This is a genomic window from Curtobacterium sp. MCPF17_050 (assembly GCF_003224435.2).
GTDB lineage: Bacteria > Actinomycetota > Actinomycetes > Actinomycetales > Microbacteriaceae > Curtobacterium.
This window is the reverse complement of sequence record NZ_CP126250.1, coordinates 209,857-235,785: the sequence shown is the minus strand read 5'-3', so window position 1 is coordinate 235,785 and position 25,929 is coordinate 209,857. Positions and strand designations below refer to the sequence as shown.

The 25,929-nt window shown below is 72.4% G+C and carries 28 protein-coding genes; 13 read left to right on the top strand and 15 right to left on the bottom strand.

Going from position 1 to position 25,929, the window contains the following annotated elements; all coding sequences use genetic code 11:
• Positions 1-3: 3 nt before the first annotated feature.
• Positions 4-636: a type IV secretory system conjugative DNA transfer family protein gene (locus DEJ34_RS15650; RefSeq protein ID WP_349775006.1), complete on the bottom strand. Its 633-nt coding sequence runs from the start codon at positions 634-636 to the stop codon at positions 4-6.
• Between the two features lie 63 nt (positions 637-699).
• Positions 700-1,743, bottom strand: a complete 1,044-nt coding sequence (locus DEJ34_RS01165) for an NAD(P)-dependent alcohol dehydrogenase (RefSeq protein ID WP_110910687.1) — start codon at positions 1,741-1,743, stop codon at positions 700-702.
• 172 nt (positions 1,744-1,915) lie between these two features.
• Here DEJ34_RS01165 and DEJ34_RS01160 point away from each other — a divergent pair, with 172 nt between their 5' ends.
• Together DEJ34_RS01160 and DEJ34_RS01155 are read left to right on the top strand one after the other, a co-directional pair.
• On the top strand, positions 1,916-2,356 hold the full coding sequence (locus tag DEJ34_RS01160; protein WP_110825588.1) for an OsmC family peroxiredoxin: 441 nt from the start codon (positions 1,916-1,918) through the stop codon (positions 2,354-2,356).
• 91 nt (positions 2,357-2,447) lie between these two features.
• Positions 2,448-3,950, top strand: a complete 1,503-nt coding sequence (locus tag DEJ34_RS01155; RefSeq protein ID WP_110891226.1) for a threonine/serine exporter family protein — start codon at positions 2,448-2,450, stop codon at positions 3,948-3,950.
• A 125-nt stretch (positions 3,951-4,075) separates the two neighbouring features.
• Here the strand turns inward: DEJ34_RS01155 and DEJ34_RS01150 are convergent, their stop codons facing one another.
• Both DEJ34_RS01150 and DEJ34_RS01145 read right to left on the bottom strand, forming a co-directional pair.
• The gene (locus DEJ34_RS01150; protein WP_110825591.1) at positions 4,076-4,270 is read right to left on the bottom strand and encodes a DUF2795 domain-containing protein; all 195 of its coding nucleotides are present in this window, start codon (positions 4,268-4,270) and stop codon (positions 4,076-4,078) included.
• Positions 4,271-4,386: 116 nt separating this feature from the next.
• Positions 4,387-5,106, bottom strand: coding sequence for a TetR/AcrR family transcriptional regulator (locus DEJ34_RS01145; RefSeq protein ID WP_110825592.1), 720 nt, complete (start codon positions 5,104-5,106; stop codon positions 4,387-4,389).
• Between the two features lie 181 nt (positions 5,107-5,287).
• Between DEJ34_RS01145 and DEJ34_RS01140 the strand changes: the two genes are divergently transcribed.
• Positions 5,288-5,608 carry a hypothetical protein gene (locus DEJ34_RS01140; protein ID WP_110825593.1) on the top strand — a complete coding sequence of 107 codons (321 nt, stop codon included), beginning with the start codon at positions 5,288-5,290 and terminating at the stop codon, positions 5,606-5,608.
• Positions 5,609-5,691: 83 nt separating this feature from the next.
• On the opposite strand, the gene DEJ34_RS01135 is transcribed toward DEJ34_RS01140, so the two are convergent.
• Entirely contained in the window at positions 5,692-6,603 is a 912-nt protein-coding gene (locus tag DEJ34_RS01135; RefSeq protein WP_110910688.1) for an SDR family oxidoreductase, read from the bottom strand.
• A 95-nt stretch (positions 6,604-6,698) separates the two neighbouring features.
• A complete protein-coding gene (locus DEJ34_RS01130; protein ID WP_110825595.1) occupies positions 6,699-6,905 on the bottom strand; it encodes a hypothetical protein in 207 nt (68 codons plus the stop codon).
• Between the two features lie 144 nt (positions 6,906-7,049).
• Here DEJ34_RS01130 and DEJ34_RS01125 point away from each other — a divergent pair, with 144 nt between their 5' ends.
• The gene (locus DEJ34_RS01125) at positions 7,050-7,778 is read left to right on the top strand and encodes a hypothetical protein (RefSeq protein WP_110910689.1); all 729 of its coding nucleotides are present in this window, start codon (positions 7,050-7,052) and stop codon (positions 7,776-7,778) included.
• A 22-nt stretch (positions 7,779-7,800) separates the two neighbouring features.
• Here DEJ34_RS01125 and DEJ34_RS01120 read toward each other — a convergent pair whose 3' ends face one another.
• Positions 7,801-8,583, bottom strand: coding sequence for an endonuclease/exonuclease/phosphatase family protein (locus DEJ34_RS01120; RefSeq protein WP_110910690.1), 783 nt, complete (start codon positions 8,581-8,583; stop codon positions 7,801-7,803).
• Positions 8,584-8,644: 61 nt separating this feature from the next.
• A complete protein-coding gene (locus tag DEJ34_RS01115) occupies positions 8,645-10,150 on the bottom strand; it encodes an LCP family protein (protein ID WP_258368182.1) in 1,506 nt (501 codons plus the stop codon).
• 136 nt (positions 10,151-10,286) lie between these two features.
• On the opposite strand from DEJ34_RS01115, the gene DEJ34_RS01110 reads away from it, so the two are divergent.
• Positions 10,287-11,123, top strand: a complete 837-nt coding sequence (locus tag DEJ34_RS01110; protein WP_181422181.1) for a YdcF family protein — start codon at positions 10,287-10,289, stop codon at positions 11,121-11,123.
• A 12-nt stretch (positions 11,124-11,135) separates the two neighbouring features.
• Here the strand turns inward: DEJ34_RS01110 and DEJ34_RS01105 are convergent, their stop codons facing one another.
• Entirely contained in the window at positions 11,136-11,786 is a 651-nt protein-coding gene (locus DEJ34_RS01105) for a GntR family transcriptional regulator (RefSeq protein WP_110910692.1), read from the bottom strand.
• Between the two features lie 92 nt (positions 11,787-11,878).
• Between DEJ34_RS01105 and DEJ34_RS01100 the strand changes: the two genes are divergently transcribed.
• Positions 11,879-12,292, top strand: coding sequence for a MarR family winged helix-turn-helix transcriptional regulator (locus DEJ34_RS01100; RefSeq protein WP_110891219.1), 414 nt, complete (start codon positions 11,879-11,881; stop codon positions 12,290-12,292).
• 81 nt (positions 12,293-12,373) lie between these two features.
• Positions 12,374-13,402 carry an LCP family protein gene (locus DEJ34_RS01095; RefSeq protein ID WP_110910693.1) on the top strand — a complete coding sequence of 343 codons (1,029 nt, stop codon included), beginning with the start codon at positions 12,374-12,376 and terminating at the stop codon, positions 13,400-13,402.
• A 96-nt stretch (positions 13,403-13,498) separates the two neighbouring features.
• On the opposite strand, the gene DEJ34_RS01090 is transcribed toward DEJ34_RS01095, so the two are convergent.
• The 4 genes from DEJ34_RS01090 to DEJ34_RS01075 form a co-directional block, all read right to left on the bottom strand.
• Positions 13,499-14,194 (bottom strand): LysM peptidoglycan-binding domain-containing protein, encoded by a 696-nt coding sequence (locus DEJ34_RS01090; RefSeq protein WP_110910776.1) that lies wholly within the window; start codon positions 14,192-14,194, stop codon positions 13,499-13,501.
• Between the two features lie 338 nt (positions 14,195-14,532).
• Positions 14,533-15,684, bottom strand: coding sequence for a 23S rRNA (uracil(747)-C(5))-methyltransferase RlmC (rlmC, locus tag DEJ34_RS01085; RefSeq protein WP_110825603.1), 1,152 nt, complete (start codon positions 15,682-15,684; stop codon positions 14,533-14,535).
• Positions 15,685-15,701: 17 nt separating this feature from the next.
• Positions 15,702-16,607: an SMP-30/gluconolactonase/LRE family protein gene (locus DEJ34_RS01080; RefSeq protein WP_309146432.1), complete on the bottom strand. Its 906-nt coding sequence runs from the start codon at positions 16,605-16,607 to the stop codon at positions 15,702-15,704.
• Between the two features lie 94 nt (positions 16,608-16,701).
• Entirely contained in the window at positions 16,702-17,322 is a 621-nt protein-coding gene (locus tag DEJ34_RS01075; RefSeq protein WP_181420680.1) for a DedA family protein, read from the bottom strand.
• 215 nt (positions 17,323-17,537) lie between these two features.
• On the opposite strand from DEJ34_RS01075, the gene DEJ34_RS01070 reads away from it, so the two are divergent.
• From DEJ34_RS01070 to mnhG, 6 genes are read left to right on the top strand one after another with little or no spacing between them, the layout of a single operon-like run.
• Positions 17,538-20,411 carry a Na+/H+ antiporter subunit A gene (locus tag DEJ34_RS01070; RefSeq protein WP_110901641.1) on the top strand — a complete coding sequence of 958 codons (2,874 nt, stop codon included), beginning with the start codon at positions 17,538-17,540 and terminating at the stop codon, positions 20,409-20,411.
• Positions 20,408-20,893 carry a Na(+)/H(+) antiporter subunit C gene (locus tag DEJ34_RS01065; RefSeq protein ID WP_110901642.1) on the top strand — a complete coding sequence of 162 codons (486 nt, stop codon included), beginning with the start codon at positions 20,408-20,410 and terminating at the stop codon, positions 20,891-20,893. Before DEJ34_RS01070 ends, DEJ34_RS01065 begins: the two co-directional genes overlap by 4 nt.
• Positions 20,890-22,623: a Na+/H+ antiporter subunit D gene (locus tag DEJ34_RS01060; protein ID WP_110910694.1), complete on the top strand. Its 1,734-nt coding sequence runs from the start codon at positions 20,890-20,892 to the stop codon at positions 22,621-22,623. The genes DEJ34_RS01065 and DEJ34_RS01060 overlap by 4 nt, the downstream gene beginning before the upstream one ends.
• Positions 22,620-23,201, top strand: a complete 582-nt coding sequence (locus DEJ34_RS01055; protein ID WP_110825608.1) for a Na+/H+ antiporter subunit E — start codon at positions 22,620-22,622, stop codon at positions 23,199-23,201. The genes DEJ34_RS01060 and DEJ34_RS01055 overlap by 4 nt, the downstream gene beginning before the upstream one ends.
• Positions 23,198-23,611, top strand: coding sequence for an MrpF/PhaF family protein (locus DEJ34_RS01050; protein WP_110901644.1), 414 nt, complete (start codon positions 23,198-23,200; stop codon positions 23,609-23,611). The genes DEJ34_RS01055 and DEJ34_RS01050 overlap by 4 nt, the downstream gene beginning before the upstream one ends.
• Positions 23,608-23,973: a monovalent cation/H(+) antiporter subunit G gene (gene mnhG, locus DEJ34_RS01045; protein ID WP_110901645.1), complete on the top strand. Its 366-nt coding sequence runs from the start codon at positions 23,608-23,610 to the stop codon at positions 23,971-23,973. The genes DEJ34_RS01050 and mnhG overlap by 4 nt, the downstream gene beginning before the upstream one ends.
• A gap of 22 nt (positions 23,974-23,995) precedes the next feature.
• On the opposite strand, the gene DEJ34_RS01040 is transcribed toward mnhG, so the two are convergent.
• The gene (locus DEJ34_RS01040; protein WP_110891208.1) at positions 23,996-24,352 is read right to left on the bottom strand and encodes a hypothetical protein; all 357 of its coding nucleotides are present in this window, start codon (positions 24,350-24,352) and stop codon (positions 23,996-23,998) included.
• Between the two features lie 3 nt (positions 24,353-24,355).
• Positions 24,356-25,912: an FAD-dependent monooxygenase gene (locus DEJ34_RS01035; protein WP_110901646.1), complete on the bottom strand. Its 1,557-nt coding sequence runs from the start codon at positions 25,910-25,912 to the stop codon at positions 24,356-24,358.
• Positions 25,913-25,929: the final 17 nt, after the last annotated feature.

Sequence of the window (25,929 nt, the reverse complement as noted above, 5' to 3'; positions counted from 1 at the left end):
CCCTCACCCTCCTTGGAGAGTGAGTAGAGGGTGTCGGTGCCGCGCACGAACTCGTCGGGGTTGAACTGCGGTTGGCGGTCGCCGCGCATGTTTCCGCCGACGGGCGTCACCCACCGGCCGATGCGGCTGTTCTGCAGGCACCCCGCCATCTTCCGAGCCGTGCCGTTCACGGGGGCTCGCTGCCGCTCTGGGGCGCGAGTCGGTCAGCCACGTGAACACTTCGGTGATCGCGCGGCCGTCGAGGGCGGCAGCGAGCAGCATGCCGGCGAGGAGGTTCTTGCCGGCGGGGTCGAAGTACGCATCGCCCTTGTCGCCGGGCTCGCGGGAGCCGGAGGCGAAGTGCCCGGCCAGCTTCGCGGCCGTGGTGTCGTCGGTGACGTAGGAGAGCGGGTTCCACCACCAGGTGGGCTCCTCGTCGACGACCTGCTGCGGGTCGAACACCCACGTCGCGCCGACCTCGTCGCGCAGCTTCCGGGTTGTCTCGACGGTGTCGGGCTTGTTCGACGTCGTCAACAGGGCGCCGGGGGCGGCGAGAATCGCCGGGACGACCAGTGCGGTCGTCTTCCCCACGCGGGGGCCGGCGATACCGATCGTGACGTCCTCCCACGATGCGTAGAGCATCTCCCCGGAGTGCACGTCCTCCCCCAGCGGGACGCCGGGGCAGCTCTACAAGCCGAGGCGGGTGCCCTTCCCGATCGGTCAGAGCGTCGGGACGACCACCGCGCGGCCGGACAGCTCGCCGGCCTCGAGCTTGCGGTACGCCTCGAGCGCGTCGGCGAGGGCGTACCGCTCGACGTCCGGCTCGATCTGCCCCGCGCGGTACATGGCGACGACGTCGTGCAGGTCCTCGATGGTGCCCCAGTAGGTGTTCGTGATCGTCGACTCGTACGGCGTCGAGAAGAAGTCCCACTCGGTGGTGCCGCCGGCGATGCCGACCACGGTGAAGCGCCCGCCGACGGCCATCGACGCCTGCGCGGTCTTGATGGTCGGGGTCGCGCCGACGAAGTCGAACGCCGCGTCGACGCCCTTGCCGCCGGTGATCTCACGGATCCGCGCGACCTGGTCGGGACCGCCGGGGACGGTGATCGCGCCACGCTCGGCAGCGCGCGCCATGGCGTCCTCCTTCATGTCCGTCGCGATGACGGTCGCGCCGGTCAGCGCGGTGAGGATCTGGACGGCGATCTGCCCGAGGCCGCCCAGGCCCACGACGAGCGCGTACTTGCCGCCGCCGGCCAGGTTCGGCAGGGAGTTCTTGACGGCGTGGTACGGCGTGAGGGCCGCGTCGCTCAGGGGTGCGGCAGCGACGGGGTCGGCGTCCCCGAGCGGCACGAGGTTGCGGGCGGGGACGGTCACGTACTCCGCCATGCCGCCGTCGCGCCCCAGGCCGATGGCCATGTACGGGTTCGTGGCGGCGTTCTCGCAGTAGGTGTCCTGCCCCTTCGAGCAGTACCGGCAGTGCCCGCAGCCGACCGGCCCGTAGACCAGGTACGCGTCGCCCTCCGCGAAGCCGGTGACGCCCTCCCCGACGGACTCGACCCAGCCGGAGTTCTCGTGCCCGAGGACGAACCCGGGCCGCTGTGCGCCGGGCTGCCCCTCCTGGAACTCGCGGTAGACGGCGACGTCGGAGTGGCACGCACCGGCACCGGCGACCTTGAGGAGCACCTCGCCGGGCCCGGGCGTGGGCTTCTCGACCTCGGTGAGGGAGGGGAACGTCTGGTACTGCTCGAACACGACTGCACGCATGCCGCAAAGCTACACCTGTCGTCCATCTCGGCGGAGCGGGTGCGGGGGCCGTGGGACGAGCAGCGGTGGCATCCTGCGTCCCGCCTGTGCATCGGTTGCGAGAACGGTCGTTCTCCGGTTGACTCGGCCACGAGGGTCGCATCCGGCCCGCACCCCGACGAAAGGAGCGGCCATGCCCACGCGCACCGCACGCACTGCTTGGAACGGCGGCCTGAACGACGGCTCCGGCCAGGTCGAACTCTCCAGCTCGAAGGTCGGCACCTACGACGTGTCCTTCCCGAAGCGCGCCGCTGACGAGGCCGGCGGCACCACCAGCCCCGAGGAGCTCATCGCCGCAGCGCACTCGTCCTGCTACGCGATGCAGTTCTCGGCGATCCTCGGCGAGGCCGGCGGCACCGTCGAGTCCCTCGACGTCAAGGCCGACGTCTCGCTCGGCCCGGACTCGGCCGGCGGCTTCAAGCTCACCGGGATCGTCCTCACCGTCTCCGGCGAGGTCTCCGGCATCGACGAGGCGGCCTTCCTGAAGGCGGCCGACGAGGCGAAGGCGACCTGCCCGGTCAGCAAGGCCCTCACCGGCGTCGACATCGAGCTGCACGCGACGTTCGAGCAGTAAGCGCCGAGCAACGCACTGACGGGAGGCTGTCCACCGGACCGGTGGACAGCCTCCCGTCCGTCTCCCCACGGGTGGGATGCACAATGGTCTGATGGCCGAACCGCTCCTGCCCGGCCCGCGGCCGGGCCGTCCACCCCGACCGCGATCGAAGGCGCGGAGCGTCGCGCAGCACGACATGCGGGACATCCGCGCACGGCTCCGCGGCACCATCTACGAGCACGTCGCGCCGGACACCAGGTCGCTGCGGGAGCAGTACTCCGCCCGCCAGATCGTCGACTTCTGTCTCGACCTGGCCGAGGTGATGCTCGCGTCCGGTGCCGACACCCGGAGCGTCGAGACGGCGGTGATCGCGGTCGCGACGAAGTGGAACCTCGCGCCGCTCGACCTCGACTTCTCCGGCAGCGCGGTGACGATCCAGTACTCCCCCGTGGAGGGTCCGCCGCTCGTCAAGGTGCGCAGCACCCGGTCCGACGGCGCGGACCTGGCGCGGCTGGCGTGGGCGAACCAGATCGTCGACGACGTCATCCACGACGACCGCGACATGACCAGCGCCGTGAGCGCCCTCGTCGCGGTGCTCCGGATGCCGCCGCGGTGGCCGACGTGGCTCGCCGACGTCGGGCTCTCCGTGCTCGGCACCTCGATCGCGATGCAGGCCGGTGGTGGCTGGCGGGCGGGTGTCGGGGCCTTCGTCCTCATGCTCGGGATCATCGTGTCGGGGCGGTGGCTGACCGGACGGGGTTACCCGCAGTTCTTCGTCTCCGGTGCCCAGGGTGCCGTCGCCTCGGTGATCGGCACGCTCGCGATCTGGGCGGACGTGCTCACCCCGACCGGCGCGGCGACGATGGTGGCCGCCCTCGTGGTGCTCCTGCTCCCGCACGTGCAACTCGTCACGTGGGCGCAGGACGCGATCTCCGGGTTCCGGGCGATGGCGGTGGCCCGGGCCTTCACGATCGGGATGCTCATCGCGGCGATCGTCGTCGGGGTGCCGGCGGGCATCGCGATGACGCACTGGCTGCGGCTCGAGGTCGACCCGTCCGGCATCGTCACGCAGGCCCTGCCGCTGTGGGCGTCCCTGTCCCTGACCGTGGTCTCGGCCGGGGCGAACTGCTTCGTGCAGCAGGCGAGCGCCCGCGTGATCCCGGTCGCGGTGGTGCTCTCCGTGGCGGCGGGGGCGGCGCTCTGGCAGCTCAAGGCGTTCGGGCTCCCGCTGCTCGGGGCGACCTTCCTGGCCTCGGTGCTGCTCGGCGTGCTCTCGACGTACGCCGCGGTGCGGATGCGGACGGCCGTCGCGGCGATCGCGGTGCCGGCCTTCTGCGGCGCGCTCCTGCCCGGTGTCGCGGTGTCGAACGCCCTGCTCAACGTGATGAGCGGGTCGTCCAGCTCGGTGCTCGACTTCGGGTCGGCGGTGACCGTGGCGCTCGCCATCGGCGCGGGGCTCGTGCTCGGCGGGCTCTTCGCGACACCGGGGGCCCGTCGCGCCCTGCGTCGCGGCCGCCGCATCCATGTGCACTCGGTGCACAGCGACACCACCGCGCTGCCGGTCATCCGTGACTCCGGCTACGACCCCGGGAACGGGTCCGTCCCGCGATGGTGACGTGTCCGACGCCCGCGCCCGCACACACTGCCCGCCGTTCGCACTGAGCGACACCGCACGGGGTCGATCCCACGTGCGCTGTCGCTCAGCGCGGATGCTGCCCCTGCGGGCCCGGCGGTGGCGCGCTAGTTCGCGTCCGAGACGGCCTTGGACACGTCCGTGGGGCCGTCGTACTGACCGTCCGGGATCGCACGGAGCGCCTCGAGCACGTCGTCGGGGGCGCTCTCCTTCTCGGCGGTCGACACGACGTCGTCCTTCGAGGCGGGGTAGTCGATGCCGCTCAGGTACTTCTGGATCTGGATGGGGTTCGGTGCTGCCACGATCGGTTCCTTCCGTTGGGCCTCCCGGCCTACCCGGAGCTCCCTCGGCACCGACCCAGCGGATGCGGTCAGCGGCCAGCCGGCGCCGTGTCAGCGCCGGACGTCGGCGACGAGCGTCAGGCCGACCAGTTCTCGTCGTCCGACCAGGACACGTCGGACCAGGTCGACAGCCGCCGCTGTGCCTGCGCCTCGTACCGCTCCATCCAGCCGCGCTCGAGCCGCGCCACCGCGCGGTCGAAGGCCGCGACGAGGTCGAGCTCGCTGCGCAGGAGCGCCTGCAGCTGCAGCCCCTCGTACAGGGCGATGAGCTGCTCAGCACCGCGGCGGGGGTCCATCGTGTGCGGCGCACGGCCGAGGGCGATGTCGTGCTCCAGGCCGCGCTTCACCTGCGCGAAGAACAGCTGGTAACGCGAGCGGAGGTAGCTCGACATCGGGTGCTCCGGGTTGCCCGCCACGCTGAGCAGGGCGACGAGCAACCGCATGAGCGCGGGGTCCTCGGCGTTCGAGGCGACGATGGCGCGCAGGAGTTCGACGGTGCTGCCGTCACCGACCTCGCGCGTCACCTCGTCCATCCGCGCGCCGTTCCACCGGTCGAGGGCGGCCAGGACGAGGCCGTCCCACGACGGGAAGTGCTGGTGCAGCTCGGACGTGCTGATGTCGAGCCGCTCGGCGACGTGCTCGGGTCGCGCCTCGTGGAAGGGGACGTCACGGAGCAGGTCGACGGTCGCACCGACGATCCTGATCCGCAGGTGCAGGGTCGCCGCGGCCGCAGCTGCGGCCATCGTGTCGGCGCTGGTGTCCTCGAGCATCGTGCCCTCCGTGTCCGGGACGAGCACGGTCAGGTCGTGGCCGAGGCGTCCGGGGGTGCGGACGTCCTGTCCGCACCTCGATCCTCCCGTAGATCGCGGGCGACGAGCATCCCCGGTACGGGGGTCGGCAAGATGGGGGACAACGGAGTACGGGGAGCGGCGGTGTCCGGCACGGGCGTGTCCCGCCCGGATGTGTGACGATGCCGCCATGTCCCCGAACGACTCCACCGCCCACGGACTCGCGACGATGGCCTCCGCGGGCTTCGAGTTCGGCAGCACGCCCGAACAGGTGGCGCACGACGTCCGCACGATGTGGGAGCACCTCGGCCGTCCCGACGGTGCCTTCGAGGCCGCGGCCGCCGCGATCGCCGTCCTGCCGCAACGCCCCGAGGTGCCCGTCGCGCTGCAGGCCCGGCGCCGCGAGTTCGAGGAGGCCGTCGGCATCAACCCCGTCGAGGTCGAGCTCGCGGCGGCCCTCGCCGCCCGGGAACTCCTCGAGACGATGGCGCGGACCTGCGGGACACACTGATCGTCGGGTGCCCGGACGACGGGAGGCCCGCGGCTGCAGAGCCGAGGGCCTCCCGTCGTGTCGGCGTCGCCGCCGCGCGGTGACTACGGCGTCGGCATGCCGCCGTCGACGTGCAGCGTCTCGCCCACCACGTAGGACGACTCGCCGCTGGCGAGGAACACGAACGCCGGCGCGAGCTCGGCGGGCTGACCCCAGCGGCCGAGGTAGGTCTGCTCACCCGCGGACGGCAGCGCGTCGGACGGCTGGCCACCGGCCGGCTGCAGCGGGGTCCAGATCGGGCCCGGTGCGACGGCGTTCACGCGGATGCCCTTCGGCGCGAGCTGCGCGGCGAGGCCCTTCGCGAGGTTGTTGACGGTCGCCTTGGTGGCGGCGTAGTGCACCAGGTGCGGCGACGGCGCGTAGGCCTGGATCGACGTCGTGTTGATGATCGTCGAGCCCGGCTTGAGGTGCGGCACGGCGGCCTTCGTGATGCGGAAGGTGGCGTACGCGTTCGTCTTGAACGTCTCGTCGAACTCCTCGTCGGAGATCTTCGTGATGTCGTCGACGTTCTGCTGCTTGCCGGCGTTGTTCACGAGGATGTCGAGACCGCCGAGCTGCTCGACGGCGGACGCGACGAGCTGCTCGCAGAACGCCAGGTCCGTGACGTCGCCCGGCAGCGCGACGGCCTTGCGACCGGCTGCCTCGATGAGGGCGACGATGCGGTCGGCGTCCTCCTGCTCCTCGGGGAGGTAGCCGATGGCGACGTCGGCACCCTCACGGGCGTAGGCGATGGCGACGGCGGCACCGATGCCCGAGTCGCCGCCGGTGATGAGCGCCTTGCGGCCCTCGAGTCGACCCGAGCCGCGGTAGGTGTCCTCGCCGTGGTCGGCGGGTACGTTCTCCGCCATCTCGGCGTCGGTGCCGGCACCCTCGAGGTACTGCTCGTCCGGCTTCTTGTCGGCGTAGAGCTTCGTCGGGTCCTGCATGGTGTACTGGTCGATCCGCTGGTCCGTCATGCGCCAGACGGTACGCACCCGCGCACCCGCCCCCGCTCAGGAGGCTGTCCCCCGCCGCGCAGTCCGGATCACGTCCGGGCCGGGCCGGCTGTGGTTCAGAGCGGGCGGTAGACCGTGATCGGCGGAGCGTCGTCGCCCTGGTCCTCCGCGTCGCCCGTGCGCGCCCAGGTCCGGCCGTCGTGGTCGAGCGCGTCGGGCAGGTCACCGTGCACGATCATCCGCACGGGCGGCGCGTCGCCGTCGACGAGGTCGACGCCGTGCGCCGCGTTGTCACCCGTGCTGTCCACCACGTACTCCGCCATGTCGACGACGCTACGCGACGGTCCCCGGCCGCGTCCGGGACCCGGCGGGACCGCAGGCCCGGAATGTCACGGTCCGGTGACGGTGCGGCTCCGTTTCGGTAACACCCGTCGTCCACCAGGGCGCTGGCGGCTACCGTCGAGCGGGTGACTCCCAAGACCGTGACGGCGATCGGCGCCGTGGTGCTCGCCCTCGTGGCGGGTGGCGCCTCCGTGGACCGTCTGCCCGGTCACGACGCGGGCCGAGCGGCGGCGGCGGAGGCCACCCCGACCGCGACGTCCACTCCGGTCCCCAGCTGGCGTCCCGTGTCCGGCGCCGCGCTCCGCACCGTCGACTCGGTCGAACTCGCCGCCGAGTCGATCGTCCTGCGCGCCGACGACCGCACGGTCTCGGTCGTCTCGATGCGTGACGCGAAGCACACGGTCGGCGTCCTGAACCGGCTGCTCGGCACGCCGGCGCGCACGCAGACCGCGGTCGGCGACGCCGGTCGGTGCGTCCCGGCGAGCACGACCTCGACCTGGGGCGGAGCCCTCCGGGTCGCCGCGCTGCGCGAGCCCGCAGCGGCCGGCAACCGCGTCGAGATCCGGGTCCTGCGCGACCACGTCCGCTCCCGGCTCGGCACCTCCGTCGAACTCTCCGGTCCGCATGGCGTGCAGGTCGGCGACGACGTCCGTTCCCGCATCGAGGACGCCGCGGCGGACGAGCGCGAGTCGCTGGGCTCCGAGGACGCCGAGGCATGGCAGCTGCTGCTCGCTCCGGGGTGGCCGTCGGAGCGCAAGGGCGCCGGCGAGAACGGCGTGTCCGTCCTGACGCAGGAGTCGACCGTGACCGTCATCGGGTCGCCGATGCCGGTCCGCGCGACGCGGGGCTGCTGACCGCCCGACGTCGCCGCCCCGCTCAGATGCGGATCGTCGCCACGACCGGGAAGTGGTCGCTCGCGAACCAGCTCTCGGGGCCGTCGTGGTCGATCACGACGCGGTCGACACCGGCCACCCCGAGGGTGAGCACCCAGTCGATGCGCTCCCCGCTCGGCACCGGCGGCTGCCACTCGTTGTAGGACGCCGTCCGGTCCTCGGGGTCACCGGCGACGGTCCACGCGTCGGTGTACCCGGCCTCGGCGAAGACCCGCGACGCCGGACCGGACCCGGACGGCTCGTTGCAGTCGCCGGCGAACACGACCGGTCCGTCGACGACCGACAGCCGCTGGACGATCAGCGCGGCGCTGCGCCCGCGGACCTCGTCCCCGTGCGGGCCCGGTTCGTGGTCCATGTGCGTGGTCAGCAGCGTGAAGGCCGGGCCTTCCGCATCGAGGAACTCCACGTGGTTCGCGATGCGCGGGTACTTGCTGCCCCACGTGTTCGAGACCGGCTCGTCCGGGGTGTCGGACAGCCAGAACGACCCCGACGCGGCGGGACGGAAGCGGTCGCGTCGGTAGAACACGGCGGCGTGCTCGCCCGCGGTGCCGCCCTCGCGACCCTGACCGATGTCGGCGTGGTCGGGCAGTCCGGCGCGGAGGTCGTCCATCTGGTGGTCGAACGCCTCCTGCACGCACACCAGGTCCGGGTCGTGCCGGCGGATGAGGTCGAGGACGACCGGGCGGCGAGCGGGCCAGTCGTGCGCCGGGTCCGGGTTCTTGATGTTGTAGGTCATGAGGGTGATCGGGCGCGCGGTGCTGGTCACCCGTCGAACCTACCCGGAGGCACCGGGGCGCCGCCGCCCGTCGTGCGTCGGTGGGCCACCCTCAGTTGATGCAGACGCCTTCCTGGCCGAACTCGTGCACCGCGGTGGACGAGGGGCTGGGTTCCGCGGGCTCGGCCGGCTTCGACGCCTCGGCCTCCTCCGACGGCTGGGACGGCTGGGCCTCCTCCGACGGCTGCGCCGCAGCGGGAGCGGAGGGCATCGCGCCGTCCGTGCCGAGGACCAGGGTGACCCCCTGCACCGCAGTGCTCTGGACCGGCACCGCGCCGGGGACCACGGACGCGACGGCCTTGGCCTGGGCCTCCTGGCCGGCCGGGTACTGGACCATCGTCGTGGCCGTCGTCGCCGAGGAGCCGGGCGTCCCGACCTGGAACCCGCGTCCGGTGAGCACGCCGCTCGCGGTGGCCGCGGCGCCGGTGACACCGCTTCCGTTGGTGACGGTGACGGACACGGACGCCGGGTCAGCGGCCTTCGCGTCGGTGTACGCGGGTGGCTCCCCGACGAGGCCCTGGACGAAGGCGGGCATGCCGGCGGTGTCGACCTCGACCACGGAGAGCGCGTACCCGTTCGGGTAGACCGTCGGGGTGCCGAGGATGGGGATGGTCGCGGACTTGATGTTCGACGGGCGGAGGTTGCTCATCTGCCGCGCGAGCGCGAGCAGGTCGAGGCCCTGGTCGGTCTCCACCGAGTCACCGATCGCGTCGATGATCTTCGTGGTCTTCACCGGGTTGAGGAGCGTGCCGGCCGACAGGATCTTGCGCGCCTCCTGCGACAGGAAGTACTGCTGCCGGACCTGGCGGTCGAGGTCGCCTCCCGGCAGGCCGTGCCGCTGGCGGACGAAGGACAGCGCCTGCTTGGCGTCCAGCTGCGAGACCCCGGCGGGCAGGTCGACGCCGGAGAAGGCGTCCTTGGCGGGCTGGTTGAGGCAGACGTTGACCGGGCCGAGCTGCTTGACGATCTCGTAGAAGCCGAGCAGCGACACCCGCACGTAGTGGTCGATCGTCAGCCCGCTGAGGTCCTGGATCGTGGCGATGAGCTTCCTCGCACCACCGGAGTCGCCGCCGCCGTCGCGGGTGCCGTACTCGAAGGCGCTGTTGAGCTTGCCCTTGCCGACGTCCGGGATGTCGACGTACGAGTCACGCGGGAACGAGATCATCGTCGCGCTGCGGCCGTCGGCGGCGATGTGCAGGACGATCATCGTGTCGGTGTTGGTCGCGCCGCCGTCCGACTCGGTGCTGAGCTCGGCGAGCTGCTCGGGGGTGGCGTTGTCCGGTCGGTGGTCGTCACCGACGAGCAGGATGTTCATCGCCCTGCCGTCGACGTCGTCCTCCGCCGGTGGCGCACTGCCGATCGCGTCGACCTTCGTGACGCTGCTCGCGAGCCGGTTGTACGCGTAGGCCGCGTACCCACCGCTCAGCAGCACGGCCATGGTGAGGACGCCTGCCACCGCGGGGAGCACGGCTCCCCAGTGGCGCTTCCGGCGCCCGTGGCGGGGCGGCACGGCGCGGTCGGCACGGCGGGGCCTGGTCTCCTCGGGTGCGTTCGTCACGGGGAGAACCATAACGGTGGGGCTCGCGGATGACATGGGTTCCGGCTGGACGAGCTGTACGGACCCCTCCGGGAGGCCCCGCTCACGGCCCTGCGGCGGGCGCGGTCCGCACATGGTCGCCCAGTACGGTCGCAGGGTGTTCCTGTCCGTCCTCGCCGTGTGCTGCGCCCTGGTCGCCGTGCTCCTGGTCGGAAACGGCGTCCGCGCACTCCGCCGCGGTGCCCGCAGCCTGACCAGGCTCCTCGCACTCGTCGCCGGGACCGTTCTGCTCGCGCTCGACGCCCTCGTCGTCGTGCTCGCGCGGGTCGACACCCCGACCAGCTCGGCGGTCCTCGTGCTCGTCCTGGCGGTCGCCGGGTACGTCGCCGTCGCCTTCCTCGTGTTCCTCGGCGCCGCGCTCGCGTACGGGCACGTGCGGGTGTCCGAGCAGGCCGAGGCGCTCGTCGTGCTCGGGTGCGGGCTCGTGCACGGGCAGGTGTCGCCGATGCTGCGGTCCCGGCTCGACCGCGCGGTCGAGGTGTTCCGGCGGTCGGACGCCGCCGGCCGCACCCCGGTCGTGGTGGCGTCCGGCGGGCAGGGCGCGGACGAGGACCGGACCGAGGCCGACGCCATGGCCGAGTACCTGGTCGGGCACGGTGTCCCCGCCGACCTCGTCCTCCGCGAGCCGCGCTCCCGGAACACCCGCGAGAACCTCCGGTTCTCCTCCGCGGTCCTCCAGGACGCCGGGGTGGACGGGCGGACGCTCGTCGTCACGAACGACTACCACGTGATGCGCACCGCGATCACGGCCCGGCGCACCGGTCTCGACGCCCGCGTGCTCGGCGCCCCGACGGCACGGCAGGCGGTCCCGAGCGCGTTCCTGCGGGAGTTCGCCGCCGTGCTCGTCATGCACCGCTGGTGGCACCTCGCGGCGGTGGTGGCGATCGTCGCACTCTGGTCGCTCGGGCTCGCCACGGGGGTCCTGCCCCGCTGAGTGCCGGCTGGTTCAGGTCCTGCTGGGCAGCAGGTGGGCGGCCTCCATGGCGAGTTCCGCGGCGATCGGGTCGTTCGCCCCGACGGCGTCGCGGAGTTCCCGCACGCGGGGCGTGACCGCCTCGGACGGCACGACCTCGGCGAGCTCGGGCACCCGCAACCGGAAGGCGAGTCCGTCGGTGGTGGCACGGCACAGCTGGGCGAGGGACGCGTTCCCGCAGGCCTCCGCCCACATCGCGTAGAGGTCCGCGCCGTCGTGGGCGACCTCGGCCTGCTGGCCCTCGCCGAGGCGCTCGAGCACGTCGTCGAGCGTCCGGACCACCCGGCGGCGCTCGGCGTCGGTGAAGCGCGGGACCGCGAGCCGGACGACGCCGCCGTAGATCACGCCGAGCGTCTGGTAGGCGTCGAGCAGCTCGGCCGCGCTGGGTGCGGCGACCTTGGTGTAGCGGTTGGGGGCCATCTCGACGAGACCGGCGCGGGCGAGTTCGGCCAGAGCCTCTCGGATGGGAGTGCGGGAGACGCCGAGCCAGGCGATGAGGTCGTCGTCGTTCAGCCGCTCGCCCGGCTCGAGCGTGCCGTCCATGATCGCGTCCCGGATCTTGTCCTGCACGGTGTCCCGGAGGAGCTTGCGCTCGGCAGCGGGCTGGGTCGAGGGCACTGGCATGCGTTCAGCGTGTCACATGTCACGCGGTCGGCGCGAGAGGCGCGACGGCAGCGCGCCGGAGGAAGCGGACCGCCCGACCGTAGACTCGCGGCATGGACGACGAGCCCTCCCGGTGGCCGATCGGGCGACTGCTGGCGGCCGCCGCACGGGCCGTCGAACGGGAGTGGGACGAACGACTCCGGGCGATCGGCCTGCCCCACGCGGCACTCATCGCACTCGACATCGCCCTCCGGAACGGCCCGACCGGCGCGGACGTCATCGCGAGGACGGCGCGCGTGCAGCCGCAGACCATGTCCCGCACCCTCGAGCGGCTCGAACGGGACGGCCTCGTCGTCCGCGGACCCCATCCCGAGGACGGGCGTCGCCGGGTGGTGACGGTCACCGAGCGCGGGCGGGAGATGTGGGAGACCGCACGGCACATCGAGCGCGAGGTCCTGCCGGACGACCCGGAGCTGCGCCGTCGTCTCGGCGCGATCCTCGCAGGGACGCGGCCGACCCCACCCTGACGCTGGTACTTGTGTCTGACGTCTGGAATATGACACCCTGGACGGGTCGGCACCAGGGCCGACCTGTCCCCAGGGGGTCTCGTGACCGGACGCCGCGCCGCAGCGCGCTCCATCCGGCGCCGCCCGCTGCTCGTCGCACTGCTGGCGACCGTCGGGTCCCTCACGGCGGTCGCCACGGTGCTCGCCATCGTCGCCAGCGTGTTCATCGGCGGCCTGGCCGAGCGGTACGACGCGGGACGCACCGTGCTCGACGACCCCTTCCCGAGCGGAGGACGGCCGCACGACGACGGGGACGCACTGGACGTCCTGCTCATCGGGTCGGACGCACGGGAGCGGCTCGACCCGCAGCACGACGGCGTGGGCGGTGGCCGTTCCGACACCCTGATGCTCGCGCACGTCTCGGCCGACCGCAGACACGTCTCCCTGATGTCGATCCTCCGCGACTCCTGGGTCGAGGTGCCCGGACACGGCAGGGCGAAGATCAACGCCGCCTACTCGTGGGGCGGTGTCCCACTGACCGTGCAGACCGTCGAACAGCTCCTCGGGGTCCGGATCGACCACGTCGCCGAGATCGACTTCGCCGGGTTCGTCGGGATGACCGACGCCCTCGGCGGCGTGACGGTGCAGTCCCCCGCGACCTTCGACGCCCGCGGACACCACTTCGTCCGGGGACCGAACGAGCTCGACGGCGCCGCGGCGCTCACGTTCGTGCGGGAGCGCTACGCCTTCCCGGACGCCGACCACACCCGGGTCCGCAACCAGCAGGCGTTCATGCGCGCGCTCCTCGAGCGGGTCCTGTCGGCGGACACCCTGACCGATCCCGGGGCCGTGCAGCGGTTCGTGAGCTCGACGAGCGCGTACCTCTCCGTCGACCCCGGTCTCACCTTCCCCACCCTGGTCGACCTCGGCTGGTCCCTCCGCCGGATCCGGCCGCACGACCTCGAGACGTTCACGCTCCCGACCGCCGGGGGTGGCACCAGCCCGGACGGCCAGAGCTACGTCGAGGTCGACCGTGCCGAACTGACCAGCCTCACCATCGCCCTGCGGTCCGACGACGTCGAGGGGTGGCTCGCGGGGCACGCGGCAGGGCGGACCGCGGCCACCGGCTGAGGCGACACGGCCGTCGGGGACTCCGGGCCGGGGACGACGAAGCGCCCCACGACCGAGGTCGTGGGGCGCTTCCGATCGGCTGCGTGACGCTGGACGTCAGGCCGGGAGCTGCAGGGTCTGCCCCGCGTAGATGAGGTTGGCGTCGTCGATGGTCGACGTGTTCGCCGCCCACAGCTGCTTCCAACCACCGTCGATGCCGAGCTTCGTCGCGATGGTGTCGAGCGTGTCGCCGGACACCACCTTGACGGTCTTGCCGCTCGTGGGCACCGCGGCCGGCTTGCTCGAGGTCGCCGACGGAGCCGGCGTGCTCGGGGCGGCCTCCGGAGCCGGGGCCGGTGCGGGAGCCGCCGGCTGGGCCGGGGCCGCCTGCTGCGCGGGGGCCGCCGGGGCGGCGGGGGCCGGTGCCGGCGCGGCCGGCTGCGGCACCGGTGCCGGAGCGGCGCCGGTGGTGCCGCTCAGGCCCAGCTTCGCGGAGCAGGCCGGCCATGCGCCCCAGCCCTGGGAGGCGAGGACGTTCTCGGCCACCGCGATCTGCGTCTCGCGGCTCGCGGCGGCCGGGCTGCCGGTGCCGCCGTTGGCGGCCCAGGTGCTCTGCGTGAACTGCAGTCCGCCGTAGTAGCCGTTGCCGGTGTTCGCGGCCCAGTTGCCGCTGGCCTCGCATGCTGCCAGGGCGTCCCAGGTCGAGCCGCTGGCCGCACTCGCCGGTGCAGCCGCGAGACCGACGCCCGTCGCGGCGAGGCCGGCGAAGGCGAGTCCGCCGACGAGGGCGCGGGTTCGGGTGTGGTTCTTCATGTCGTTGCTCCACCGGGGCCGCACTCGTCGTTCCCGACGCCGGCTGCCCACCCCGACCGATCGCGGTCAGTCTGATGGCGTCACCGGGGGCAGCCTCCGCGCCGGTGTCACGGTCGGCCACCATAGGAAACTCTGGCTCGTTATCAAACCGAGACAAATGGTTCTGCCCATCAGTGGTATGTACCCCTCGGTAGAACCTGAGTCTCCCGATCGCCGCGCCTGCGGCGATCGGGACGTACCCGGGTACACGACCTTCCGAGTTCCCTGGCAATCCCGGCCCGACGATGTGCGAGGCGGACCGGAGGCCCGGGACGGACGCGCACCGCGCCTCCCGGCCGTCAGGCCCGCGAGAGCAGCGTCACGGCCTCGAGGTGCCCCGTCTGCGGGAACATGTCGAGCACGCGCGCCCGCCGCAACCGGTACGACGGCATCGCCGCGAGGTCACGCGCGAGCGTGACCGGATTGCAACTCGAGTACACGACGTGCCGGACGTCCGACGCCTCGAACCACCCCGCGAGCTCGGCACCGATGCCGCGCCGGGGCGGGTTCACGACCACGAGTTCCGGGGTGGCGCCGGGACGAGCGCGGAGGGCGTGCGCCGTGGCGTCGTCCGCGGCGAACCGGACGTCGGCCAGACCCGCCTCACGGGCGGACTGCTTGGCGGACACGATCGCCTCCCGGCTCGTCTCGATGCCGGTCACCGCGCGACCCGGCCGGGCCGCGTGCAGGGCGAACCCGCCGACCCCGCAGTACAGGTCCCACATCGACGCCGGGTCGACCTCGTCGATCCACGCGGACGCCTGCGCGTACAGCTGCGTCGCGACGGCCGTGTTCGTCTGGAAGAAGCTCTGCGGGCGCAGGTGCATCGTCACGGGACCGAGGCGCATCGGGAGGGTCTGCTGCTCGGTGAGCACGACCTCCCGGTCCCCCTCCGTGACGGCCTTGTGCTCCGGCAGGAGGTTCGCGGTCACGACGACCGCCTGCGGCAGCACCCGTCGGAGCACGTCGAGATGGTCGCGGAGGCGCGGGAGCTGTCCCTCCGAGCGGAGGACGAAGCGCACCATGAGCTCGGCGTCGGGCGACTCGGTGACGAGCACGTACTTCAGCTCACCACGGCGCTGGCGGACGTCGTACGGGATGAGCCCCGCGGTCGAGACGAAGTCGGCGAGCACCGGGAGCGCCCGCTGGATGCCCGGCGTGCAGATCCCGCAGTGCCGCAGGTCGACGCCACGCTGGCGGTCGTCGAGGATCCCGACGGTGGGGTGCTGCACGGAGCCGCCGACCACCATCTTCGCCTTGTTGCGGTACCCCGACTCCGGACTCGTGACCGCGGGGAGCCACTCGACCGCTCCCGGGCCGCCGGCGGCCTCGACCGCGTCGTGGAGGAGCTCCCGCGTCCGGAGTTCCTTGTCGAGCACCTGGTCGCCGTATGGCTGACCCATGAGGGTGCACGACCGGCACACCCCGCGGTCGAAGTAGTCGCACTGCATGGCCGGGTCAGGATACGTCAGCGGCGGGCGGCGTCCCGGGTCGTGGTCCGGATGCGGTGCACCGAGGTCGTCGCCGTGATGAAGAGGGTGCGGCCGTCGTCGCCGCCGAAGCAGAGGTTCGACACGACCTCGGGGACCGGGACCGTCCCGATCCGGACCCCGTCGGCGGAGCTGATGACCACCCCGAGGGCGGAGGACGACCAGATCCGTCCGGCTTCGTCGACGCGGATGCCGTCCGGCACGCCCTCGTCCGGAGCGAAGCGCACGAGGTCGCGGCCGTTCTTCACCCGCACGGCCGGGGCTCCGGCCGCGTCGGCGTCCACCACGACGTCGTACGCGCGGATCACCGGGCGGGTACGGTCCGAACTCGCGACGTACAGCACGCGCTCGTCGGGCGAGAACGCCAGGCCGTTCGGCTCGTCGACGTCGAGGACGACCGGGCGGAGGTCCTCGCCGGCGGGTCCGCAGCGGAACACCCAGTGGTCGCCGTACTCCCGCACGCCCGGGTGTCCCTCGCGGGGCTGGGTGATGCCGTACGCGGGGTCGGTGAACCAGACGCTGCCGTCCCGGGTGACGACGACGTCGTTCGGGGAGTTGTAGCGGACCCCTCCCCAGGACGACGTGATCGGGGTCACGGTGCCGTCCCGGTCACGCTCGACCCGGCGCAGCCCGTGCGAGCACTGCACCACCGATCCGTCCCGGTCGAGGGTCCGGCCGTTCGTGTACTCCACGCCGTCGGCGTACACCGACACCGTGCCCTCCGCCGCGGACCACTGCATGATCCGGTCGCCGGGGATGTCCGACCAGCGGAGCGTCCGGGTCGCGGGGATCCAGCACGGACCCTCGGCCCAGGTGCTGCCGGTGTCGAGGGTCTCGAGCGCGGTGGGGTCGGGGACGAGCTCGGCGGTGCGCAGATCGGGCACGGGTCCTCCTCCGGACGCGGACGGTCCCACCACGCTACGGGCGCGCGTCCGTGCGGCATCCAGTCCGTCGCGGCTGGTCGGCCGCCGCTCGCGCTCAGCGCGCGGCGACCGCTTCGCTCCGCCGGCGCAGGGCCTTCTCGACCGCGGAGATGCCGAGTCCGAGGAGGATCGACGCCACGACCGCCACCACCGTCACGAGGAACGGCTGGTCGCGGCTCCAGCTCCCGGTCGCCGCCGCGATCGCGACGCAGTACGCGGCCCACACGACGTCGGCGAGCAGGCAGGCGAGCAGGAACCGCCGGGCGTCGAGCCCGCTGTCGGCACCCACGAGGTTCGTGGTGAGCCGGCCCATCGGGATGAACCGGCCGAGGACCGCGATGCGCCCGGGTGCCGACCGGTAGCGCTCGTCGATGGCCTCCCGCGCCTTCCTGACCTTCGGCCGCGTGAACCAGGACTTCGATCCGAGGTCCGCCGAGCGCGCCAGGTGGTAGAGCCCGAGGTCACCGAGCACCATGCCGGTCGTCGCCGCGACGACGAGGAGGAGCACCGGCAGGAGCCCGCCGTCGCCACCGACCAGGAGCGTGCCGATCGCCACCACCATCGCCTGGCTCGGCAGGAACACCGCGACGCTGCCGACGGCGAGCACGACACCGACGGCGAGGAACGCCCACGGGGTGCCGACGAGTTGGAGCACCACCTGTTCTGCTGCGTCCACCGGGTCACCCTCCGCGGCGCGCGAGATCGGCACCGTCCGTCCGATCATCCCAGATCGGCAGGCCGGGCTGCACCGGACGGATGCGCGGAAGGGATCAGTTTGCTCCGGCTCGGCCCATCCTGTCCGCCCGTACAGGCTCTGCTCATCCGCCTCTCCGTAGGCTGTGAGGAACCAAGAGAGCCGGACTGCAGCCCGACCCCCGAGGAGGTGTCCGCTTGTCCACCGTCCTCATCGCGTTCGGCGTCATCGCACTCGTCGTCCCCGCACTCACCCCCCTGCTCGGGCGCCGCGTCTTCTTCGTCGCCGCCCTCGCACCCGCGGCCGCCGCCGTCCTGACGGTGACGCAGACCCCTGCCGCACTCGGCGGCGGTGTCACGGAGCGGGTGCGGTGGATCCCGCAACTCGCACTCGACCTCGCGTTCCGGGTGGACGCCCTGTCGTGGGTGCTCGCACTGGTCGTCACCGCGGTCGGCGCACTCGTGCTCGTCTACTGCGCCTCGTACTTCGACGCCGACGAGCCCGGGCTCGGTCGGTTCGCGGGCGTGCTGACCGCGTTCGCCGGGTCGATGTACGGCCTGGTGATCGCCGACGACGTCATCGTGCTGTTCGTCCTGTGGGAGGCCACGACGGTCTTCTCGTACCTGCTCATCGGCCACGACGCCGTGAAGCGGGCCAGTCGCGCAGCGGCCATGCAGGCGCTCGTCGTGACCACCGCGGGCGGGCTCGCGATGCTGGCGGGCCTCGTGGTGATCTCGGTCGCCGCCGGGACGACCTCACTGTCCGGCATCATCGCCGCTCCCCCGACCGGCACCGCGGTGTCGGTGTCCGTCGTGCTCGTGCTCGTCGGCGCGCTGACGAAGTCCGCGATCGTGCCGTTCCACTTCTGGCTGCCGGCGGCGATGGCCGCGCCGACCCCGGTGAGCGCGTACCTGCACGCGGCGGCGATGGTGAAGGCGGGGATCTACCTCGTCGCGCGCCTCGCCCCGGCGTTCGCGCTGCTCGACGGCTGGCGTGAGACGGTCACCATCCTCGGTGTGCTCGGGATGCTCGTCGGCGGGTACCGGGCGCTCCGGCAGACCGACCTCAAGCTCCTGCTCGCCTACGGCACCGTGGCCCAGCTCGGCTTCCTGCTGCTCGCCGCCGGGTGGGGAGCGCCGGAGATCGCCCTCGGCGGCGTCGTGCTGCTCGTGGCGCACGCCACCTTCAAGTCGACGCTGTTCCTGGTCGTCGGGACGGTCGACCACGTCGCCGGCACCCGCGACCTCGGGAAGCTCAGCGGTCTGGGCCGACGCCTCCCCTGGCTGGCCGCGGTCGCCGTGCTCGCGCTCGCGTCGATGTCCGGGATCCCGCCGCTCGTCGGGTTCGTCGCGAAGGAGGCCGTGCTCACCGGCTTCGTCGAGGAGCTGCACGGCACGGACGCGGTGTGGGCCTGGACCGCGCTCGTGGGCATCACCGTCGGCTCGGCCCTGACCGTCGCGTACTCCTGCCGGTTCTTCTGGGGCACCTTCGCCCGCAAGGCCGGGGTCCCGCAGACCGAGCCGCACGCCCTGCACGGGATGGGGGTCGTCCCGTCGCTGCTCGGCGTCACCGGACTCGTGCTCGGCCTCGCGACCCCGTTCGTCGCGCACGGCTTCGAGTCCGCCGCCGAGACCGCGCGGCACGGCTCCGGCGAGGTCCCGCACCTGGCCCTCTGGCACGGGCTCGAGCCCGCGCTCGGCCTCTCCGCGCTGACGCTCGTCGCCGGGATCGCGCTGTTCCTCGTCCGCGCCCGGGTCGAGGCCGTGCAGCACCGCTTGGCCGGGTCCCCCTCGGCGTCGGGCACCTACCGCCGCCTGATGCGGGCACTCGACCGGTTCGCGACCTGGCTCACCGCGAGCCTGCAGCGCGGCTCGCTGCCGTACTACCTGACGGTGATCCTGTCGGTCTTCGTCGCCGGCGCGCTGCTGAACCTCGTCGTCGGCGGCCCGTGGGAGTTCCACGTCCGCTTCGCCGACACGTGGGGGCAACTCCCGGTGGTCGTCGTGATGTCGGCCGCCGCGGTGTCCGTGCTCGCCGCGAAGACCCGGTTCGCCGCCGCCGTGCTGGTCGGGGTCACCGGGTACGGGACGTCGATCCTGTTCCTGCTGCACGGCGCCGTCGACCTCGCGTTGACGCAGCTCGTCGTGGAGACCGTCACCCTCATCGCCTTCGTGCTCGTGCTCCGACGCCTGCCCCCGAAGATCGGCACCGCCAACCCCTCGCGCTTCCGGGTCCTCCGGGCGCTGTTCGCGGCCCTCGCCGGCGTCACCCTGGCGACCGTGGTCATCGTCGCCGCCTCGGCCCGTACCGCCCGACCGCTGTGGCCGGACCTGCCCGCGCTGACCAGTTCGTTCGGCCACGGGCTCAACGTCGTCAACGTCGCACTGGTCGACCTCCGCGGATGGGACACACTCGGCGAGCTCACCGTCGTCGTGGCCGCCGCGACCGGGGTCGCGAGCCTCATCTTCGTGAAGTCACGCGAAGACACCCTGCCCCGCCTGCGGGACATGCCGGCCGGGGTGGCGAACGGCGACGACCGTGCCGACGGGGAACCGCGCGCCTGGCTGCCGACGAGCGCAGCGATCCCCACCGGCCGCTCCGCCCTGCTCGACATCGTCGTCCGGCTGCTGTTCCACGGGCTCGTCGTGCTGTCGCTCTACCTGCTCTTCGCCGGGCACAACTCGGCCGGTGGCGGGTTCGCGGGCGGACTGGTGGCCGGCATCGCCCTGGCCGCCCGGTACCTCGCCGGCGGACCGGCCGAACTCGGCGCGGCGGCCCCGATCCGGGCCGGACGACTCCTCGGGCTCGGCGTCGCCACGGCGGCGGTCACGGCGATCGTCCCGATGGTCGCCGGCAAGGAGGCGCTGTACTCCGAGTTCTTCGAGGCGACCGTCCCCGTGCTCGGGCACGTCGAGTTCGTCACCGCCACGTTCTTCGACATCGGCGTGTACCTCGTCGTCGTCGGACTCGTGCTCGACGTCCTCCGCTCGCTCGGCGCCGAGGTCGACCGCCAGCGCATCGAGGACCGCCGCACACCCGCCGCCGACACCATGGAGGGAACCAACGCATGACCGTCACCCTCGTCCTCGTCATCGCGATGGCCGTGCTGTTCTCGTGCGGCGTCTACCTGCTCCTCGAACGCTCCCTGACCCGGATGCTGCTCGGGTTCCTGCTGCTCGGCAACGCGCTGAACCTGCTGCTCCTGACGATGTCGGGTGCCGCGGGCGACCCGCCGATCGGGAAGTCGGCGGACGGCATCGCCGACCCGCTCCCCCAGGCCTTCGCCCTGACCGCGATCGTCATCACCTTCGCGGTGAGCGCGTTCCTGCTCGCGCTCATCCACCGCTCCTGGCGGCTGTCCCGCGCCGACGAGGTCGAGGTCGACGAGGCCGACGTCGCGATCCGGCAGGACCGCCAGGACCCCGCCGACGACGACCCGGAGCTCGCCGAGGAGGACGACGCCGCACCGCGCGACCCGAAGGCCCCCGAGGACGAGGACGACCCGCACGTCAGCGCTCCCCACGACACCGACCGAGAGCAGGCCCGCCCGTGACCGCCCTCGTCCCGCTCCTCGTCCTCGTCCCGCTCCTCGGGGCCGCCGTCGCCCTCGGGCTGCTCCGGCACCAGCAGCTGCAGCGCGCCATCACGGTCGCGGTGCTCGTCATCGCCGTCGCGGTCGCCGTCACGCTCATGGTGCTCGTCGACCGCCACGGCACGATCGTCGTGCAGGTCGGCGGGTGGCAGGCGCCGTACGGGATCTCGCTCGTGGTCGACCGCCTGAGCGCCCTGCTCCTGACCGTGTCGGCGTCGGTGCTGCTCGTCGTCCTGCTCTTCTCGATCGGCCAGGGTCTGGCGGACGACGACGAGGACGCACCGGTCACGATCTTCTACCCGACGTACCTCGTGCTCGCGGCGGGCGTCCTCGACTCGTTCATCGCCGGTGACCTGTTCAACCTGTACGTGGCGTTCGAGATGCTCCTGGTCGCGAGCTACGTGCTCATCACCGTCGGCGGCAGCGTGCAGCGGGTCCGCGCCGGCACGACCTACATCATCACGAGCCTCATCTCGTCGTCGATCTTCCTCGCCGCCATCGGCCTGGTCTACGGCGCGACCGGCACGGTGAACATCGCCCAGATCAGCGAGCGCGTGGCCGACCTGCCCGACCACGTCCAGCTCCTGCTGCACACCATGCTGCTCATCGGGTTCGGCATCAAGGCAGCGGTCTTCCCGCTCGCGTTCTGGCTGCCGGACTCGTACCCGACCGCCCCGGCGCCGGTGACGGCGGTGTTCGCGGGCCTGCTGACGAAGGTCGGCATCTACGCGATCATCCGGCTGGAGACGATCATCTTCCCCCGGCCCCAGCTGAACACGGTCCTGCTCGTGGTCGCCACGCTGACGATGATCGTCGGCGTGCTCGGCGCGGTGTCGCAGACGGACGTGAAACGGTTGCTGTCGTTCACCCTGATCAGCCACATCGGCTTCATGGTGATGGGCATCGGGCTCGGGTCGGTGGTCGGCACCGCGGCGGCGGTCTTCTACACGGTGCACCACATCGTCGTGCAGACGACACTGTTCCTCGTCTCCGGGCTCATGGAGCGGGTCGGCGGCACGACGTCGACGCGGTCACTCGGCGGTCTCCTCACGGCGGCCCCGCTGCTCGCGGCGCTCTACCTCGTCCCCGCGTTCAACCTGGGCGGGATCCCGCCGTTCTCCGGCTTCATCGGCAAGCTCGGCCTGTTCCGCGCGGCAGCCGAGGACGGCTCGCCACTCGCCTACGTGACCATCGGCGCCGGGGTCGTGACGAGCCTCCTGACCCTGTACGCGCTGATGCGCGTCTGGGACGCCGCCTTCTGGCGGCCGAAGCCCGCCGCCGAGGCGGCCGCACCGCACGCCAGCGTCGCCGAGCCGCACGAGCACCTCCGGGCACCCGAGCCCGCCCCGGTCACCGTGCCCGAGGACGCGACGGACGAGCGGACGGGAGGCACGGCCCCCGCCGGCGTGCCCGGCGCGGTCGTCCGCGCCCCGGCCGGGGACGGTTCGATCGGTACCCTCGACGACCCGACGCGGTCCGACGCCCACAGCACGGGCGACGCCCCGTCCTCCGAGCACGCCCGGTCCTCGCTCCCGCGGATGATGGTCGCGGTGACGACGGTCGCCGTCCTCGGCTCGGTCGCCCTGACGGTCGTCGCCGGTCCGCTCTACGGGTACGCGACCCGCGCCGCCGAGTCCCTCGAGTCGCCCGACCGCTACGTGCAGGCCGTGCTCGGAGGTGACGAGCGATGAGCGACGCCCGCCGCTACACGAACGCGCGCCGGATGGCCCTGGCCTGGCGGTACGACGTGCCCCTGGTCGCCGGCCTGACCGTGCTGTGGGCGCTGCTCTGGGGCAACTGGACGCCGCTGACCCTGCTCTGCGGGATCGTCGTCGCGCTGCTCGTCACGCAGCTGCTGCCGCTGCCACCGGTCCCGCTGTCCGCACGGTTCTCCGTCCTGCACGTGCTCCGGTTCCTCGTCGTGTGGGCCGGGTACGTCGTCGCGGCGTCGTTCCGGGTCGCCTGGGTCGCCGTCCGGCCGCGAGGGGTGCGGAAGAGCTCGATCGTCCTCGTGCAGCTGCACACCACCTCGGAGATGACGTTCACGCTGTCGACGATCGCGATCTCGCTCGTCCCCGGTTCCTACGTCATCGACGAGGACCTGCGGCGCCGACGCCTGCTGCTGCACGTGCTCGACACCGAGCGCATCGGACAGGTGGACCACGCCCGTCGGGAAGCGATGACCATCGAGGCGCTCGTCATCAGGGCGATCGGGTCGCAGCAGGACGTGTCCGAGCTGTCCGAGCCGCTGCCGGAGGTGACCCGGTGAGCGCCGCCGTCGTCGTCATGGCCGTCGGGGTCGCCCTCGTGCTGCTGCTCCTCGGCGCGACCCTCGCGCTCGCGGTCGGCCGGATCGTGCGCGGACCGACGATCCTCGACCGGATGATCGGGTCGGACATGGTGCTCACCACCGTGCTGCTCGTCATCGCCGCGGCGATCGTCATCCGGCAGGACCTCAGCGCGGTCCCCGTGCTCGTCGTCATCGCCGCGACCAGTGTCTTCGCGACCGTCGCCGTCGCGCGGGCCGTCACGCCCTCCACCGACCCCGAGGACGAGGGCATGAACGCCACCACGCCGGAGCATGCCGTCCAGGCAGCGGACGAAGCGGCGGTCGCCGGCCAGGCCGACGACGCAGCGGCCGAGGACGACCACGGCCACACCGCAGGAGGCCAGCGATGACCGAGATGACGGACATGCTCCAGGCGTTCCTCGACGCCGCCGGGATCCGCGCCTGGATCGCCCTCGCGCTGCTGCTCGTCGGGGCATCGCTGTCCCTGGCCGCGGCGATCGGCATCGTGCGCTTCCCGGACCCGCTGGTCCGGCTGCACGCGATGTCGAAGCCGCAGGTGCTCGGCCTCGCCTGCTGTCTGGCGGCGGTCGTCGTCGCCGTGTGGACGTGGACGGCGCTCTGGGTGGTCCTGCCGGCGATGGTGTTCCAGCTCGCACTCGTGCCGGTGTCGACGCACATGATCGCCCGGGCCGGGCTGCGTTCGGGCGACTACCGCCACGACGACCTGTTGGTCGACGACACCGAGGCCTGACCGCCGTCCCGGACGGCAGCGGTCAGATGAGCAGCCCGATCGTGAGCGTGACGATCCCGCTCGCCGTGAGGAGTGCCGGTCCCGCGACCCGGGCGGGAGTGGTGCGTTCCGCCGTCCGTGCGACGGCGACGGCGACGAGCGTCGACGTCGCACCCGCGTAGACGAGCACGAAGGCTTCGGGGAAGAAGCCGATGACGTGGACCACGAGCCCGGCGACGACCGTCGATGCCGACGTGGACAGGTGGGCTCTGGAAGCTGCCGGGAGGACGGACTCCCCGCGGGTCCTGAGGAAGAGGCCGACCAGGCACCAGATCGAAGCGGTCGCGAAGAGCGCACCGCTGATCGAGACGATCGCGGCTCCGATGACGTCGAGGTCCACGCTTCACACCGTTCCGGTGGAGTTGTGCTCGGGTGTTCCGAACCAGGCGGAGAGCGCCTCGGTGAGGGAGGCAGGGTCGGTGTCGGACCAGGCGATGAAGCCGTCGGGTCGAACCAGCATCGAGGTCTGTCCGTGCGTCGTGGCCAGTGGCACGTGGTCGACGCGGTCGTGCCACGGGGCGATGGTGTCGCGGTGTCCGCCCGTCGCGTCGAGCAGGACGGGGCGGGCGTCGCGGAGCAGTTCCGGGATCCTGCGGGTGGTCCCGTCGACGAGCTCGACCGTCGTCGACGGCGCGAACCGTCCGGTGGGGCCGTCGGGGTCCATCGAACCCATGTCGTAGCGGACGTCCGACCCGGCGAGGAGGTCTGCGATGCGCTGCACGGTGGTCGTGTCGGTGAGCATCTCGGCGAACAGGTCGCGGAGGGCGGTGACGTCCGAGCCGGGCGCCATAAGCGCGGTCTGTGCTTGGGTCTGCATGAAGACGCGTTGCCCGAGCGGGCGGCGCTCGGTTTCGTAGGTGTCGAGCAGACCCGCGGGGGCCCAGCCGTGGAGGACGGCGGCGAGTTTCCAGGCGAGGTTCGCCGCGTCCTGCAGTGCGAGGTTCAGGCCGGGTCCGCCGGCGGCGGAGTGCACGTGTGCGGCGTCACCGAGCAGGAACACCCGCCGGTCGCGGTAGCGGTCGGCGACGCGGGTGTTCCGACCGGTCAGACGGCGCAGCAACGTCGGCTCGCCGGCGGCCGGCGCCTGGAGGTCGACGCGGACACCGAGGACGCGCTCCAGGCTGTCCTCCATCTCGGCCAGCGTCATGGCTGCTCCGTCGCCGGGGAAGCTGCGGTCGGGGTGGTCCTCCCATTCGGCGGTGTAGACCAGCGGGTGCTCCGGGTCGCGGAGGGCGATGGTGACGACGCCGGTCTCGGTGCGGTGGAAGCTCTCGGCGATCTCCCCCAGACCGGCGACGTGCACCTTCCCGGGGCCGGCGGGTGTCAGCTGCGGAGTCGGGGCGATGAGCGCTGTGCGGTCGACGATGTGCTCGTCGGTGTTGCCGGGGAAGCCGATACCGGAGCGTTTCCGGACAGTGCTCCGCGCCCCGTCACTCCCCACCAGGTACTGCGCCGAAAGGGTCCGCTCCGCACCGGTCGCGGCGTCGACCACGTCGACGGTGACGGTGTCGTCGTGTTGCGCGAAGGAGCGCATCTCGACGCCGCGACGGATCTCGACACCGAGTTCTGCCGCACGGTCGTTCAGGACGCGCTCGAGGTCACGCTGGTTGATGTGGAGCAGGTACATCGGGTTGTGGTCGCCGAGCACGTGGAGGGGAAGGGGCAGTGCTCCGAAGAAGAAGCTCGGCGCAGGCGCCGGGACGGCCGTCCCAGCGCACTGCTCGAACAAGCCGCGGTGGTCCAGGAGTCGGATGACCTGTCCGGTCAAGCCGTGCGCCTTGTCCCACTGGTTGATCTCGGGGAGGCGTTCGAGGACGAGGGGGTTCGCACCCGCGAGCTTCAGCTCGCAGGCGGCGAAGACGCCCACAGGTCCGCCTCCGACGATGACGACGTCGTACATGGTGATCTTCCTTCTGC

Excerpts from the sequence above, each read along its gene's own strand:
- DEJ34_RS01165 (WP_110910687.1), bottom strand. The coding sequence starts at position 1,743 with ATGCGTGCAGTCGTGTTCGAGCAGTACCAGACGTTCCCCTCCCTCACC.
- DEJ34_RS01160 (WP_110825588.1), top strand. The coding sequence starts at position 1,916 with ATGCCCACGCGCACCGCACGCACTGCTTGGAACGGCGGCCTGAACGAC.
- DEJ34_RS01155 (WP_110891226.1), top strand. The coding sequence starts at position 2,448 with ATGGCCGAACCGCTCCTGCCCGGCCCGCGGCCGGGCCGTCCACCCCGA.
- DEJ34_RS01140 (WP_110825593.1), top strand. The coding sequence starts at position 5,288 with ATGTCCCCGAACGACTCCACCGCCCACGGACTCGCGACGATGGCCTCC.
- DEJ34_RS01135 (WP_110910688.1), bottom strand. The coding sequence starts at position 6,603 with ATGACGGACCAGCGGATCGACCAGTACACCATGCAGGACCCGACGAAG.
- DEJ34_RS01130 (WP_110825595.1), bottom strand. The coding sequence starts at position 6,905 with ATGGCGGAGTACGTGGTGGACAGCACGGGTGACAACGCGGCGCACGGC.
- DEJ34_RS01105 (WP_110910692.1), bottom strand. The coding sequence starts at position 11,786 with ATGCCAGTGCCCTCGACCCAGCCCGCTGCCGAGCGCAAGCTCCTCCGG.
- DEJ34_RS01100 (WP_110891219.1), top strand. The coding sequence starts at position 11,879 with ATGGACGACGAGCCCTCCCGGTGGCCGATCGGGCGACTGCTGGCGGCC.
- DEJ34_RS01090 (WP_110910776.1), bottom strand. The coding sequence starts at position 14,194 with ATGAAGAACCACACCCGAACCCGCGCCCTCGTCGGCGGACTCGCCTTC.
- rlmC (WP_110825603.1), bottom strand. The coding sequence starts at position 15,684 with ATGCAGTGCGACTACTTCGACCGCGGGGTGTGCCGGTCGTGCACCCTC.
- DEJ34_RS01065 (WP_110901642.1), top strand. The coding sequence starts at position 20,408 with ATGACCGTCACCCTCGTCCTCGTCATCGCGATGGCCGTGCTGTTCTCG.
- DEJ34_RS01055 (WP_110825608.1), top strand. The coding sequence starts at position 22,620 with ATGAGCGACGCCCGCCGCTACACGAACGCGCGCCGGATGGCCCTGGCC.
- mnhG (WP_110901645.1), top strand. The coding sequence starts at position 23,608 with ATGACCGAGATGACGGACATGCTCCAGGCGTTCCTCGACGCCGCCGGG.
- DEJ34_RS01035 (WP_110901646.1), bottom strand. The coding sequence starts at position 25,912 with ATGTACGACGTCGTCATCGTCGGAGGCGGACCTGTGGGCGTCTTCGCC.